Source organism: Streptomyces sp. NPDC059255 (genome assembly GCF_042752355.1).
Lineage (GTDB): Bacteria > Actinomycetota > Actinomycetes > Streptomycetales > Streptomycetaceae > Streptomyces.
In genome coordinates, this window is sequence record NZ_JBHYZP010000003.1 from 67,583 (window position 1) to 81,442 (window position 13,860).

Annotated in this window: 13 protein-coding genes; 8 read left to right on the forward strand and 5 right to left on the reverse strand. The window is 71.9% G+C overall.

The genetic code is table 11. From position 1 onward, the window contains the following. Positions 1-21: 21 nt before the first annotated feature. Together ACFXKG_RS05905 and ACFXKG_RS05910 are read right to left on the reverse strand one after the other, a co-directional pair. Entirely contained in the window at positions 22-3,873 is a 3,852-nt protein-coding gene (locus ACFXKG_RS05905) for a hypothetical protein (RefSeq protein WP_384833000.1), read from the reverse strand. 20 nt (positions 3,874-3,893) lie between these two features. Then, on the reverse strand, positions 3,894-5,213 hold the full coding sequence (locus ACFXKG_RS05910) for an MFS transporter (protein ID WP_384833003.1): 1,320 nt from the start codon (positions 5,211-5,213) through the stop codon (positions 3,894-3,896). Between the two features lie 229 nt (positions 5,214-5,442). Here ACFXKG_RS05910 and ACFXKG_RS05915 point away from each other — a divergent pair, with 229 nt between their 5' ends. After that, complete coding sequence (locus ACFXKG_RS05915) at positions 5,443-6,069, forward strand: DUF6344 domain-containing protein (protein ID WP_384833006.1); 627 nt, start codon at positions 5,443-5,445, stop codon at positions 6,067-6,069. Between the two features lie 22 nt (positions 6,070-6,091). On the opposite strand, the gene ACFXKG_RS05920 is transcribed toward ACFXKG_RS05915, so the two are convergent. After that, positions 6,092-6,829: a DUF5324 family protein gene (locus ACFXKG_RS05920; RefSeq protein WP_384833009.1), complete on the reverse strand. Its 738-nt coding sequence runs from the start codon at positions 6,827-6,829 to the stop codon at positions 6,092-6,094. Between the two features lie 291 nt (positions 6,830-7,120). Here ACFXKG_RS05920 and ACFXKG_RS05925 point away from each other — a divergent pair, with 291 nt between their 5' ends. Both ACFXKG_RS05925 and ACFXKG_RS05930 read left to right on the forward strand, forming a co-directional pair. Next, positions 7,121-7,648 (forward strand): peptidylprolyl isomerase, encoded by a 528-nt coding sequence (locus ACFXKG_RS05925; RefSeq protein WP_384833012.1) that lies wholly within the window; start codon positions 7,121-7,123, stop codon positions 7,646-7,648. A gap of 164 nt (positions 7,649-7,812) precedes the next feature. Then, positions 7,813-8,715, forward strand: coding sequence for a rhomboid family intramembrane serine protease (locus ACFXKG_RS05930; protein WP_384833015.1), 903 nt, complete (start codon positions 7,813-7,815; stop codon positions 8,713-8,715). A gap of 290 nt (positions 8,716-9,005) precedes the next feature. Here the strand turns inward: ACFXKG_RS05930 and crgA are convergent, their stop codons facing one another. Next, positions 9,006-9,263 (reverse strand): cell division protein CrgA, encoded by a 258-nt coding sequence (crgA, locus tag ACFXKG_RS05935; protein ID WP_382890261.1) that lies wholly within the window; start codon positions 9,261-9,263, stop codon positions 9,006-9,008. Between the two features lie 139 nt (positions 9,264-9,402). Here crgA and ACFXKG_RS05940 point away from each other — a divergent pair, with 139 nt between their 5' ends. The 5 genes from ACFXKG_RS05940 (at position 9,403) to ACFXKG_RS05960 (ending at position 13,465) form a co-directional block, all read left to right on the forward strand. Continuing rightward, the gene (locus ACFXKG_RS05940; RefSeq protein WP_384833018.1) at positions 9,403-10,218 is read left to right on the forward strand and encodes a DUF881 domain-containing protein; all 816 of its coding nucleotides are present in this window, start codon (positions 9,403-9,405) and stop codon (positions 10,216-10,218) included. Between the two features lie 113 nt (positions 10,219-10,331). Next, positions 10,332-10,505: a hypothetical protein gene (locus ACFXKG_RS05945; RefSeq protein WP_365807594.1), complete on the forward strand. Its 174-nt coding sequence runs from the start codon at positions 10,332-10,334 to the stop codon at positions 10,503-10,505. Continuing rightward, a complete protein-coding gene (locus ACFXKG_RS05950; protein ID WP_382890257.1) occupies positions 10,502-11,140 on the forward strand; it encodes an aminodeoxychorismate/anthranilate synthase component II in 639 nt (212 codons plus the stop codon). The genes ACFXKG_RS05945 and ACFXKG_RS05950 overlap by 4 nt, the downstream gene beginning before the upstream one ends. Further along, positions 11,137-12,621 carry a class E sortase gene (locus tag ACFXKG_RS05955; RefSeq protein WP_384833023.1) on the forward strand — a complete coding sequence of 495 codons (1,485 nt, stop codon included), beginning with the start codon at positions 11,137-11,139 and terminating at the stop codon, positions 12,619-12,621. Before ACFXKG_RS05950 ends, ACFXKG_RS05955 begins: the two co-directional genes overlap by 4 nt. Positions 12,622-12,796: 175 nt before the next feature. Further along, positions 12,797-13,465, forward strand: coding sequence for a class E sortase (locus tag ACFXKG_RS05960; RefSeq protein ID WP_384833699.1), 669 nt, complete (start codon positions 12,797-12,799; stop codon positions 13,463-13,465). Positions 13,466-13,700: 235 nt separating this feature from the next. Here ACFXKG_RS05960 and ACFXKG_RS05965 read toward each other — a convergent pair whose 3' ends face one another. Then, a complete protein-coding gene (locus tag ACFXKG_RS05965; RefSeq protein WP_384833026.1) occupies positions 13,701-13,859 on the reverse strand; it encodes a hypothetical protein in 159 nt (52 codons plus the stop codon). Between the last annotated feature and the right edge of the window lies 1 nt (position 13,860).

Genomic DNA, 13,860 nt, shown 5'->3' on the forward strand with positions numbered 1-13,860 from the left:
GCGGGGGCGCCGCGGGCCGGGTCACGCTCCGTACCGCACCAGTCGTACCGGTCCGAAGAGGCCCGTACGGACCTGGCCCGCGGTGACCGCCGTCGTCGGGGACGCGTCGTCCAGGTAGCCCGCGAGGGTGCCGCGGACCACGATCTCCAGGTCGTTCTCCCCGGGGCGCAGGGCACCGGTGATCTCGGTGCGCCAGGGGCCCCAGACGAGCCGGTCGACCAGCGCGCCGTTGACCAGCACGTCGGCCGTGCCGCGCACCTCGCCGAGGTCGAGCACCAGGCGCCCGCCGGGTGGTGCGCGGAAGACCGTACGGTGGCGGACCTCGCCGCCCAGGGCGCGCAGCCCGAGCTCCTCCCAGGCCACCAGCTCCGCCGGGGCCTCGGCGACCTCGGCCTCGATCGCCGCGTCCAGCAGGGCGCCGCCGTGCCGGCCGTCGGTCGCCGTGACCCGCAGCAGGACCTCCGTCCCGGCGGGCAGCGGGGCGGGGAAGCGGACCCGGCCGTCCGCCGCCGGACGGTACGTGCGGTCCGCCGCCGTCACCGCCACACCGAGGGCGGTCGGGATGCGCAGCGCGGTCGTCCCCAGCGGCGCCGGGAAGCGGAGCCACTCGGTCCGTGCGCCGGCTTCCCCGGCCGCCGGTGACCGGGGCACCAGGGGCAGTACGACACCGCCCTGCGCCGCGCCCGGCTCCAGCCAGCTCGCGCCGGGCAGCGGATGCGGTCTGACCCGGGCGCACAGGAAACGCGGGTCGCGCGGGTGGTGCCGGCGCGGCGCGGCCGACGCCCAGCCCGGGCCGCTGAGCACGTCCAGGGTGCGGGAGTCCACCGTCGCCGCGCCGCCCTCGCCGAGCCGCAGCGTCAGCGTGTTCTCCCCCGGGCGCAGCACCGCGCGCAGGTCGTAGGGGTGCACCCGGATCTCGCGGTGGCCCGGGTACGGGTTGAAGTCGCCCTGGCGGCCCACCTCGACGCCGTTGACCAGCACCGTGCAGGCACCCTCGCAGCCGACCAGCACCTCCGCGTCGTCCGGGACCTCCGCGAGCCGGAAGACCCGGGTCGGCTCCGTGCCGGTCAGCCACTCGGGCCTGCGGTAGGCGGCGGGGTCGGTGACCACGGCGAAGGAGGCGCGCAGCGGCCCGTCGCGCTCGGCGGTGAACTCGATCTCCACCTCGACCGAGCGCCCCGCCGTGTGCGCGGGCAGCGGGCTGAAGGACTGGTACCCCTCGCCCTCCGCGGGCAGTCCGGCGCCGTCGACCCGCACCCGGCGCGCCGCCCCGGCCCCCACGGCGAGCCACCGCGCCGCCCCGCCGCCGCCCCGGCCGTCCCTGTCGGGTTCGGGCAGCTCGATCCGGGTGCGTACGGCGACGGTGGAGCCGCGCGGCACGTGGCGCCAGTCGAGGAACTCCTCCGGTACGTACCCCTTGGGGCCCAGCGGCCCCTGGTGCGCGGGGTCCTTGTGGATGCCGCGGGAGAGCGACCACCGCGCGGGCCGCCAGGTTCCGTCCGGGTCGCGGACCTCGGCGAACGGGCCGTAACCGGCGACGACCGGCCGCCAGCCGTCGGGCCCGTCGCTGTCGGGCCCGTCGCCGTCGGCCCGGTGCTCCAGGCGCCAGACCTCCAGGGGCAGGACGCCCGTACGGTCGGCGGCGGCCAGGTCGCCATGGGTGTTGTCCAGCGTAGAGCGCGCCAGCGCCCGCCACGGGCCCTCGACCGGGATGCTGCCCACGGGCTCGCCCAGCGGCTCACGGGTGGCGTCGGGCAGCTCCGCGCCGAGCACGAGCAGGGTCATGGGGCCGTCGGCGAAGTCGACCTCCACCGTCCAGAAGTCCCCGTCCCCCTCGTCGGCCACCGTCAGCTCCGTACGCGCCCCCGTCCGCGGGTCCCAGCGCTGCGCCCGCAGCGGCGGCAGGCCCTCGACGGTGACCCGCGCGCGCCGGTCGCCGGGCGGCACGAAGACGTAGCCGTCCTCCCGCAACTGGCGCCAGTACTCGTCCCACGGGAAGCCCGCGTCGGCCCAGTCGTGCCGGTCCAGCCCCTCCAGCCGCGTCATCGGCGCCTTGGTACCGCTGAGCTCGTCGTGCGCGGCGAGCAGCACCACCCAGGTGTCGTCCGGGTGCCGTGCCGTGTCCTTCCGCGGCGTCGCGCCCCGCGCTGCCCCCAGCCGCCGCAGCAGATACGGCGCGTCGGCCCGTACCCGGACCGGCCCCGCAGCCAGCGCCGCCGGTACGTCCTGCGGAGCGGCGACCCGCACCGCGAGCCCGGCCAGGGCCGGGCCCACCGGGCTCCGGCCGACGCGGATCACCCGGCCGCCCGCCCGCGCGAACTCCGCGAGGACCGACTCCGCCGCCGCGTCGACGAGCGCCACGTCGGGGATCACCACGTTGCGGTAGGTCTCCCGGCCGATCCGCAGCCCTCCGTCCCCGGTGACCGTGGCGCCCGCGACGGTTCTCTCGTCCAGCGTGTCGTGATCGACTCCGGCCCGCTCCAGCACCCCGCGGCGCTCCGCGAACCAGGCGCTCACGCCGTTCAGTTCGTGGTACGCGGCGACCGCGCGCCGCGCGGGCGGCAGCGGCCCGTCCAGCGTCAGATACGCCTGGGCGGTGCTCGTCGGGGAGAGCAGCACCGTGTCGCAGACATGCGTACCGGCCGACAGCACCGAGCAGAGCCGGGTCACCGCCCCGGCGAACTGGTGGTACGAGGGCCAGTACGGCTGACGCCAGCAGGTGGACGGCGGGGCCCACTCCCACCAGCCCCCGGCCGTCGAGTAGTAGACGGCGTGCGGGTCGTAGAGGTTGGCGCCCCGGCGCAGAAAGGGCGCGAGCCAGTCGTACGTCTCCTCCAGGGTGCCGCCCCAGCCGGAGGAGTGGAACGCCTCGATCCAGGTCCGCGGGCCGCCGTGCGCGTGCGCCAGTGAACTGTGCGCCTTCGGGTCGCCCCAGTGGTCGCTGCCGGGCGCCCCGTACCCCTTGTGGGTGCCCAGGTAGTCGCCGTAGAGCAGCACCCCGCCCACCGGGTCGCCCTCCCGCGCCGGGGACGCCTGGTCGAAGCCGCAGACCAGCCCTCGCTCGGCGAACCAGTCGTCCAGCGGGTCGAAGAACGCCCGGCGCGCCAGCGTGGCCCGGTGCGCGTGGTAGTCCCGGCGGACGGTCGCCGCGTCCCGGCTCACGGCTCCGAGATAGCGGGCGCCCTCGGCACTCCGGCCGCCCGCGAACAGCGCGGAGCGCAGCGGCACCAGGTCGTACCCGTACGCCTTCTCGAACGTGGCCGCGAAGTCCCGCCCCCAGGTCGGCATCGGCGGCAGCTCGTCCTGGAAGAACCCGGGGATGACCGTGCCGAACCAGTGCCCCACCTGGCGCTCCAGCTCGCCGTGCACCTGGTCGAGCAGGGCCGCGCACGCCTCGGTGCCGAAGTAGTCGAAGCCGCTGACCCGCTCCTCGATCACCCCGTGCGCCCCCTGGTGCAGGGCGAGTCCGGCGAAATCGGGGCGTAAGGCGGTCAGCCGGCCCTGGAAGTTGGCGCCGGAGAAGCCGATCTGGTCGTACATCCACAGGTGGAAGCCCAGCTCGCGCGCGTCCTCGCAGGCGTTGTCCAGCAGCTCGATCCACCGGGGGCTGAGGAAGGGCGGATCGTCGGCGAGCGAGCCGAACATCGGCCCCGTCGGCGCCAGACACATCACCACGGCCTGCCGCACGCCCTGCGAGACCAGCTCCGTCATCTGGCGCCGCAGCCCCTGCCGCGTGACCTTCGCGCCGCTCCACCACCAGATCGGCAGCGGGGTGTACTCCGGCCCCGGTGCGGTGAACCGGGCCAGGAGCTCGCCCGCGCTCGTGCGGGTGCCCGTGTGAGCGTTCGCCGTCCCGCTTGATCCCGGATTCATGCCCGCATTCCTGCCCCTGCTCATGCCGTGGCACGCTCCGCCTCGATCAGCTCCAGCGGCTTGCCGGAGGTATTGGGCATGAAGAAGAACCCGACCACGCCGCTGATCAGCAGGAACAGCGACAGCAGACCGCCCACGACGCCGAGCCCGACCTGTGCGAGCGTCGGTACGAAGAAGCTCCAGACGCCGAGGAACATGCGTGCCACCCCGAAGGTGAAGCCCTGCGCCGTGCCGCGCAGCATGGTCGGGAACAGCTCCTGGCTGAAGACCTTGTAGAACGCCTCGCCCGCGAGGGCGCCGCCCGCGCTGAACAGCACGATGTTGACGATGATCACCGGGATCGTGAACGGCAGGACCAGGAAGAGGGCGTACGCCGCGATCTGCAGCACCGAGCCGACGCCCCACAGCAGCCTGCGCGTCCCGTGCTCCCCGTCCGCATGCCGCATGAACACCAGCACCGTCACGACGATGCTGATCACGAAGCCCGCGCACGACAGCGCCACGCCCGCCGCCTGGCCCCCGGCGCCCAGCGTCTTGACGAAGTACGGCGTGAAGATGCCCGCCGTACCGGCCGCCAGCCCCCAGAAGACATAGATCGTCCCGGTCCACGCCAGCGCCCGCAGATGGGCGCCGGAGAACAGGTCCCGCACGCCGTAACGGGCGACCGTCCCGGCGGCGGTCCCGGCCGCCGCCGCGGCGGCGGACGCGGCCTGCCAGCGCGGCGACTCGGTGAGCCCCTGACGGAGCGCCCAGGTGATCAGGGCGACGACGAGCAGATGGAGGAAGACGATCCGAATGCCCAGCAGTCCCAGCGGGGCGAGCACCAGAGCCAGCACCAGGACCACCACGGGCCCCAGCGACCAGGCCACCTGGGTGAAACCGAGCAGCCTGCCGCGCGACTTCGGCGGCGAGAACTCGCCGACCAGCGCCAGTGAGGTGGGCACGTCCGCGCCGACCGCAACTCCGATGACGAAGACCCCGAGGAAGAGCATGAGGGAGTCGAAGGAGAGCGCGACACAGAGCACCCCCGCCGCGTACACCAGCAGGTCGTACTTGTAGATGCGCTTACGGCCGAGACGGTCACCCAGCCGGCCCCCGATGAACGCCCCGATCGCGCAGCCGACGGCGTTCGGGCCGATCGCGGCGAGCGCGCCCACCACCGTGCTGCTCAGCCCCAGATACGTCTGGAACAGGGCCAGCCCGGCGCCGAGGGCCACGATGGATCCCGCGTCCAGATAGGACGCCATACCGGCCAGGACGGACCATCTCCACTGCTGGGAGCTGACCTCCTCCCGGCCGACGGCTTCGCCAGGGGCGGCTCCGACCGTCCGCTGGGCCATGGCTGTTCCTCCTACACGACGTTGTGCCGGGGGGATTTCGGGGCCGGTTGGACCGTACGAGTGGTGTTCATCCGAAGAACTGCGAAGCGGCGGCGTAGCTCCTGGGTTTCTCAAGATGCGTACACATCATGAGGAAGGTATGTAGATCGCCCCGACCGAAAGCGCAACTCGAAGCTCACCCGAACGCGAAGCAACAGCAGATCCGAAGCTCGATCGAAAGCGAGGGGTCATGGCCGCCTTCAAGGTCAAGAAACTGTGGACCGTCTTCCTCACCGCGTTCTTCGCGGTGCTCGCCTCCCTGGGGCTCACCACCCCGGCCACCGCCGCCGCCCGCGGCGCCCAGCAGCCGGCCGACCGGTCCGGCGCCGAGACCGCCGGCCGTCCGGCGCAGGCGCCCGCCGCCGCGCACCGGGCCACCGCGTCCGTACCGGCGGCCAGAGCGGCCGTACCCAGGGCGACCGTGCCCCGGGCCCTGCCGCGGGCCCGCTCCCTGCCGCCCACGATCAAGCAGCGCATCCGCGCCGAGGCGCACGGCTCGTCACCGTCGGTCCGTCACCTGCCCGCCCTCGCGGTGCCGGACGGTGAAGGTGTTCACTCCGGCGCCGGTGCTGGTGCCGGTACAAGTGCGAGTGCAAGTGCCGGTGTCGGTACAAGTGCAAGTGCCCGCTCGGACGCCTATTTCGCCGCCCACGGTGACACCCGTTCGGACGCCTCCTCCGGTACCCGTGCCGGCGCCCACCCGGACGCCTCCTCCGGTACCTACGGTGACGCCCGTCCGGATGCCCGCTCCGCCGCTCGTTCGGACTCGGACACCCGCCCCGACGCCCGTGCCGCCGCGGCACTCGTCGCGGCGTGAGGCGCTCGTACGGCCCGGGTGGTCAGGGACGGTCGTCCCGGTTCCGGTCCCGGTCCCGCTCCGCGGCCTCCGCGTCGGCCTGCTTCGCCTGTAGCTCGGCGTCGAGCGGATCGACCACATGGCTGCCCTCCAGGGGACTGCCGTCCACCGATGTCAGCGGGGCGCGCTCCGAGACCTCCGTGGCGGCCGGCGGCTCCACCAGCCAGTCCGGGTTCGCCTGCTTGTCCCACCACTTCCACGCCGCGAAAGCTCCACCGGCCACCACACCGACGACCGCGAGGCCCTTGGCGATCCGGCCGGCCCTGGCCCGGCGCTCGTGCTTGCGCACCAGCTTCCGGATCTCCTTCGGTGTGACCTGTCCGCGCAGGGCGGCCAGCGCCGCCACCGAACGCGCCGCGGCCTGCTCCGCCACCGGCTGGGCCGTGGCCACCGCCAGACCGACCCGTGGGACCGTGTAGTCCGCCGCCTGACGGGCGGCCCTGCGGGTGCGTGCGGCGGCACGGTGAGCCGCGTCATCGACCTTCGGGGGTACCCGGGGCGCTACATAGGCTCCGTACTGAACACGAGCCTGCTCGGCGGCTTTCGACACCGCCGGCGCGAGCCGTACCCGTGCTTCGCGGGCGTACAGCGCCGCTTGTTCCTTGGCCAGAGTGGCCTGCTCCTTTGCCGTGCCGGCGTAAGGGGCCACCGCTTCCGCGGCGTGCTGCACGCTGTCCTTCGCCGAACCGGTAGCGGCGAGCACGCTGTCCATGCGGGTCACAGGATCATCCTCCTCGGTGGCGTTCCGTATTTCGCCTATCCACCCTTTTCGAAATCATGCCTGCCGGTGACGATCCCGGCATGCGTTACGGGCATCCGTGTCATCCCGGACGTCCGTCCCTTCGGCATGCCCGACGGGCCGTCTGAACCCGCCCTCCGGCCGTGACTTCCGGCCCCGGCTTCCGGCCCGACTTCCGGCCCCGCCTCCGGGACCTGTCTTCCGCAGCCGCGTTCCGCCGCTGCTTCCGTGCGAGGATCGTGCACGTCAGCGACGACTCACGGAAGGCACATCGTGGCCGAGCAGCTTTACGCCACCCTCAGGACCAGCCAGGGCGACATCGAGCTGCGGCTTCTGCCGTACCACGCGCCCAAGACGGTCAAGAACTTCGTCGAACTGGCCCAGGGCGAACGGGAGTGGACCCACCCGGCGACCGGCCGGAAGACGACGGACCCGCTCTACGACGGCACGGTCTTCCACCGCGTGATGAAGGGCTTCATGATCCAGGGCGGTGACCCCCTGGGCAACGGCACCGGAGGCCCGGGGTACGAGTTCGCGGACGAGTTCCACCCCGAGCTGGCCTTCGACAAGCCGTACCTGCTGGCGATGGCCAACGCGGGACCGGGGACCAATGGCTCGCAGTTCTTCATCACCGTCTCGCCGACCGACTGGCTGAACCGCAAGCACACCATCTTCGGCGAGGTCAGCGGCGCCGCGAGCAAGAAGGTCGTCGACGCGATCATCTCCGTCCCGACCAACCCGGGCACCCACCGCCCGCTCCAGGACGTCGTGATCGAATCGGTCGTCGTCGAGACCCGCTGAACCACCGGCCCCGTGCCGACACCACCGGCCCCGTGCCGACCCGCCGCCGACGGGTTCCCGCACTCCGGGAACCTTCCCGCCCTGCCCGTCCGTAGTGGTTACATACCGGACGGGCGGGGCGGTGCGCTGTGTACCGCCCGCCGACACGAAGACCGAGGGGACCGATGGACCAGCCGCCAGGAGGCCGCGGAGGCCAGGACCAGCCCGCCGTCACCGACGGCCCGCCGAGCTGCTACCGCCATCCCGGCCGGGAGACGGGCATAAGCTGCACGCGCTGCGACCGGCCCATCTGCCCGGAGTGCATGATCAGCGCCTCGGTCGGATTCCAGTGCCCCGAGTGCGTCCGGCAGGGATCCGGTACGGGCCACGGCGCCACCGCCAACCTGCCGCGCACCCTCGCGGGCGGCACCGTCGCCGCCGACCCGCGGCTGCTCACCAAGATCCTGCTCGGCATCAATGTCGCCGTCTTCGTCGCCGTCCTCGCCGTGGGCGGCAACCGGCTCGTCATCGACCTCGGGCTCATCGGCGGCGCCTACAGCTCGGGCCAGGTCATCGGTGTCGCGGACGGCGAGTGGTACCGGCTGGTCACCTCGATGTTCCTGCACCAGGAGGTGTGGCACATCGCCTTCAACATGCTGAGCCTGTGGTGGCTCGGCGGTCCGCTGGAAGCCGCGCTCGGCCGCGCCCGCTTTCTGGCGCTCTACCTGCTCTCCGGGCTGGCCGGCAGCGCGCTCACCTACCTGATCGCCGCGCCCGGCCAGATCTCGCTGGGCGCGTCGGGCGCCGTCTTCGGGCTGCTCGGCGCCACCGCCGTGCTGATGCGCCGGCTCAACTACGACATGCGGCCGGTCCTCGCCCTGCTGGCGCTGAACCTGCTCTTCACCTTCACCTGGAGCGGTATCGCCTGGGAGGCCCATGTCGGCGGCCTGGTCGCGGGCGTCGCGATCGCCATAGGGATGGTCCACGCGCCCCGGGCGCACCGGACGGTGGTGCAGTACGGGACGTGCGCGCTGGTGCTGCTGGTGACGGTCGGGATCGTCGTGGCCCGGACGATGCAGCTCACCTGAAGTAGCTCACCTGAAACGCGCCGAAGGCTCAGCCGGGGCTCACCTGAGGCCAGTTGTCCACAGAGTGTGCCGGATCTTGTGCATCGTGTGGGGAACATGCGTGCCCCTTGTCGCCGGTACGGGTTTGACCAGCGGAGACAAGGGGCTGTCACATGATCGGAGGGACCGGATCGGTCACACCGGCGTCAACGACCCGCGGGGTTATCCACAGATCTTCTGACCTTTTCCCCTGCCTGTGGATAACAATGTGGACAAGCATGGGGAGAGCTTGACGGGGAGCGGCCGGGCCGCTACTTCCACTGGGTGGAGACGCCGAAGCCGGCCGCGATGAAGCCGAACCCGACCACGATGTTCCAGTTCCCGAAGCTCTTCATCGGAAGATCGCCCTCGGTCACGTAGAAGACGACGATCCACGCCAGCCCGAGCAGGAACAGGGCCAGCATGACCGGAGCCACCCAGCTGCGGTTGGTGAGCCTTATGGCGGTCGCCTCCTTCGCCGCCGGAGGCGGTGTGAAGTCGGCCTTCTTGCGGATACGTGACTTCGGCACGAGGGACTCTCCTGTCGATGCGCTGCGTGACCGCGCAGGGGACTGTTAACGGGTCCCGGGGCGGAGAGCAGGGGGAACCGCCGCCCCCGGGCGTCCGTTAGCGTAGTGCTTCCGCGGCGCCTAAGGAGATAAGGGTACGTTGAGCAATTCAGCCGACTCTCCCCCAGGGCCGGTGAACCGGCCGGACGAACAGCCGGAAAACCCGCCGGGCCGCCGGTCACGGATACGCCCCGTCCGGGGCCTCACGGCCGCCGTCTTCGCCCTCGCCGGGCTGATCTTCGTGACGAGCTTCAACACGGCCAAGGGCACCAACATCCGTACGGACACCTCGCTCCTCAAGCTCTCCGACCTGATCCACGAACGCGACCGGAAGAACGCCGAGCTGGGCGACACCACCGCCGCGATACGGCGCGAGAACGACCGGCTCGTCAGCCGCGACCACGGCACCTCCGAGGCGGAGAACGCCGAGCTGCGCGCCTTGGAGAGCGCCGCGGGCACCAAGGAGGTCACGGGCCCCGGCCTCACCGTCACCCTCGACGACGCCCCGCCCAATGCCACCGCCAACCCCGGCTACCCCGAACCGCAGCCCAACGACCTCGTCATCCACCAGCAGGACCTCCAGGCCGTGGTGAACGCGCTCTGGCAGGGCGGCGCCGAGGGCATCCGCGTCATGGACCAGCGGCTGATCTCCACCAGCGCCGTCCGGTGCGTGGGCAACACCCTGATCCTCCAGGGCCGCGTCTACTCCCCGCCGTACCGGATCACGGCCGTCGGCGACCGGACCAAGCTCCGCAAGGCGCTCGACAACTCGCCCGCGATCCAGAACTACGAGCTGTACGTGAAGGCGTACGGACTCGGCTGGAAAGTCGATGAGCTGCGCAAAGAGACGCTCCCCGGCTACTCGGGCACGGTCGACCTGCACTACGCGACGCCGGCGGACGACGGGGACGAGTGACGAAGAGCAAGTCCGGAACCTCCGCGCAGCTGGCTCATCACCGCCCACGTGCCCCCGCGGCCCTTTAGTCTGGTGCCGTACCGCCTGGTGCGGTACCGAACGGAAGGGACAGCATGTACGGCTGGATCTGGCGTCATCTGCCGGGCAACGCATTGGTACGGGCGGCGATCTCGCTCGTGTTGGCGCTCGCCGTCGTCTACGCGCTGTTCCAGTACGTCTTCCCGTGGGCGGAGCCGCTGCTGCCGTTCAACGACGTGACGGTCGACGGAGCGGGGGCGGCCCGATGAGCGCGCGGATCCTGGTCGTGGACAACTACGACAGCTTCGTCTTCAACCTCGTCCAGTACCTCTACCAGCTCGGGGCCGAGTGCGAGGTCCTGCGCAACGACGAGGTGGCCACCTCGCACGCCGAGGACGGCTTCGACGGCGTTCTGCTCTCCCCGGGCCCCGGCACCCCCGAACAGGCCGGTGTCTGCGTCGAGATGGTGCGCCACTGCGCCGGGATCGGCCTGCCGGTCTTCGGCGTCTGCCTCGGCATGCAGTCGATGGCCGTCGCGTACGGCGGTGTCGTCGGCCGGGCGCCCGAGCTGCTGCACGGCAAGACGTCGCTCGTCACGCACGAGGGCAGGGGCGTCTTCGCCGGGCTGCCCTCGCCGTTCACCGCGACCCGCTACCACTCGCTCGCGGCCGAACCGGCCGAGCTGCCGGCCGAGCTGGAGGTCACGGCGCGGACCGAGGACGGGATCATCATGGGCGTACGCCACCGTGAACTGCCCGTCGAGGGCGTGCAGTTCCACCCGGAGTCGGTGCTCACCGAGCACGGCCACCTGATGCTGGCCAACTGGCTGGCGCAGTGCGGTGATCCGGGCGCGGTGGACCGCTCGACGGGACTGGCGCCGGTGGTGGGCAAGGCGCTCGCGTGACCCCACCGCGCCCCGAACACGGCGCCGGTCACGGGTCCGCGTACGAGCCGGAGGGATACGGAGCGGGCAGATACGAACCGGACGGGTTCCGGCCGGGTCCGTACGGGGACGCCCGCGCGTTCGAGGCGGTGGTGGACGGCCTCGCCGACCCGCTGAGCGACCCTCTGCCGGGGCAGCGGGCCCCGGAACAGCGACAGCGCCCGGAGCGTCGGCAGGGGCGGCACAGGGGCCCGCGGCGCGACGAGCCGCCGGAGCCGGGACCCGGGCGCCCGTCCGCGCCCGCGCCGGGGGCCGCCGCCGAGCCCGAGTGGACCGGGGACTACTACCGGCAGTACGCGGCGGAGCCGCCGCGGCCGCTGTACGACGGCGGAGCACTCTCGCCCGCGGCCCCGGCACCGGCTCCTCAGCAGGCGCTGCCCCACCCGGCTCCGGCCCCGGCACCCGCTCCCGCCTCGATACCCACGGCCGGCGCCACGGACTCCGGCGCGGCGCCGTTCGCGACGCAGCCGATGCCCGTGGTGGATCCCGCGCCGGGCCCGGGACCGCTGCCGGCGGCCGTGCCCGTTCCGGCGGCGCCCGAGCCCCGTACCGGCGGCCGTGCGGAGCGCCGGAGAGCGGCCGCCAAGGGCGGCGGCAGGGGCCGCAGACGCCCCGAGGCGCCGGAGGACGAGGACACACCTCAAAGCGGCGGAAGCGGCCGTAGCAGCCGGAACGAGGCGGAGCGGACGGCCCCGGGTCCGGCGTCCGCCGCGGCGGCCTCCTCCCGGCCGCTCTCCCGGCTGGAGGCACGGCGGGCGGCGCGCGCCCTCAAGGAGAGCCCCGCGGTGATCGCGAGCCGGGCGATCGGTGAGCTGTTCATCAGCTTCGGTGTGCTGATGCTGCTGTTCGTCACGTACCAGCTCTGGTGGACGAACATCCGGGCCGACCAGATCGCCGGCAAGGAGACGAACAAGATCCAGAGCAGCTGGGCGGAGGGGCGGCAGCCCGGGACCTTCGCGCCGGGCCAGGGCTTCGCCATCATGCACATCCCGAAGCTGGACGTCGTCGTGCCGATCGCGGAGGGCATCAACAAGGCGAAGGTCCTGGACCAGGGCATGGTCGGCCATTACGCGGAGGGCAAGCTCAAGACGGCGATGCCCTCCGACAAGCAGGGCAACTTCTCCGTGGCCGGGCACCGCAACACCCATGGTGAGCCGTTCCGTTACATCAACCGGCTGCAGCCCGGTGACAAGATCATCGTCGAGACGCAGAACACGTACTACACGTACGACATGACGAGCATCCTGCCGCAGACCCCGCCGTCGAACGTGAGCGTGATCACTCCGGTGCCGCCGGGGTCCGGGTTCACCAAGCCCGGCCGCTACATCACGCTGACGACGTGCACCCCGGAGTTCACCAGTACCTACCGCATGATCGTGTGGGGCAAGATGGTGGAGGAACGGCCGCGCAGCAAGGGGAAGCCCGACGCGCTCGTCCGCTGAGGCCGGCGGGGACCCCGCGGGGCCCGGCCGACGAACGAGCGGCCGGAATCACGACAGGGAAACGGGGACGGGTGCCGTGGCAGCGAGTACCGGGCGCGAGGAACAGGCCCAGGACCAGGAACGCGACCCGGACCGGGATCCGGCGCCGGCCCCGGCCCGCCGCCCCCGGGGCCGGGTGGCCGCCGCCGTCAGCGTCTTCGGCGAGCTGCTCATCACCGCGGGGGTGGTGCTGGGCCTCTTCGTCGTCTACTCGCTGTGGTGGACGAACGTGCTGGCCGACCGCGCGGCGGACCGGCAGAGCGACGACGTACGGCACAACTGGGCGCGTGAGGTGACCGGCGGTGGCCCCAAGAGCTTCGACCCGGCGGACGGCATCGGCTTTCTGCACGTCCCGGCGATGGGCGACGGCGAGGTGCTGGTGAAGAAGGGCACGAGTACGTCCCTGCTGAACGACGGCGTCGCGGGGTACTACACGGATCCGGTCAAGTCGGCGCTGCCCTGGGACGAGCAGGGCAACTTCACGCTGGCGGCCCACCGGGACGGCCACGGGGCGCGGTTCCACAACATCCACAAGATCAGGACGGGTGACGCGGTCGTCTTCGAGACGCGGGACACCTGGTACGTCTACAAGGTCTACAAGGAGCTTCCGAAGACCTCGAAGTACAACGTGGACGTGCTGTCGCCGGTGCCCAAGGAGTCGGGGAAGACCAAGCCGGGCCGCTACCTGACGCTGACGACCTGCACGCCCGTCTACACCTCGGACTACCGCTACATCGTCTGGGCCGAGCTGGAACGCACGGAGAAGGTCGACAAGGAGCGCACGCCCCCGCCGGAGCTGCGCTGACGGGGCTCTCCTGAGCGACGGGAGATTCTTGTAATTCCAGCTGGGCCAGGTGTCCTGAATCGAATTCGCCCATGACCTGACCGCCCTTGGGGCGGCCAGGTCATGATGCGGTATCGGCCTTTCGGGACCGACTGGAACTGCATTCCGCCGTTCAATGGTGCAGAGCATGCGAGGCGGTTTGTGGGAATACCGAAAAGGCCGGAACTGGGGTTTCAGTCAGACGAGGACGAGAATTCTATGAGGCCCAGTCGGTGCACGAATTGAGCAGCGTGTCACCCTCGAAGCGGGCTACCTGGACGCCCACCTCGTAGATACCGCTGCTGCTCTGAGCGGTGGTGGCCCACTCCTTGGTGGTGTTTGCGCCGCTGGTGTTGGAGCGCCACGTCCACGGCACG

Bases quoted from the DNA above. Each gene is read 5' to 3' on its own strand.
- ACFXKG_RS05905 (WP_384833000.1), bottom strand. From the start codon at position 3,873: ATGAATCCGGGATCAAGCGGGACGGCGAACGCTCACACGGGCACCCGC.
- ACFXKG_RS05910 (WP_384833003.1), bottom strand. From the start codon at position 5,213: ATGGCCCAGCGGACGGTCGGAGCCGCCCCTGGCGAAGCCGTCGGCCGG.
- ACFXKG_RS05915 (WP_384833006.1), top strand. From the start codon at position 5,443: ATGGCCGCCTTCAAGGTCAAGAAACTGTGGACCGTCTTCCTCACCGCG.
- ACFXKG_RS05930 (WP_384833015.1), top strand. From the start codon at position 7,813: ATGGACCAGCCGCCAGGAGGCCGCGGAGGCCAGGACCAGCCCGCCGTC.
- ACFXKG_RS05945 (WP_365807594.1), top strand. From the start codon at position 10,332: ATGTACGGCTGGATCTGGCGTCATCTGCCGGGCAACGCATTGGTACGG.
- ACFXKG_RS05950 (WP_382890257.1), top strand. From the start codon at position 10,502: ATGAGCGCGCGGATCCTGGTCGTGGACAACTACGACAGCTTCGTCTTC.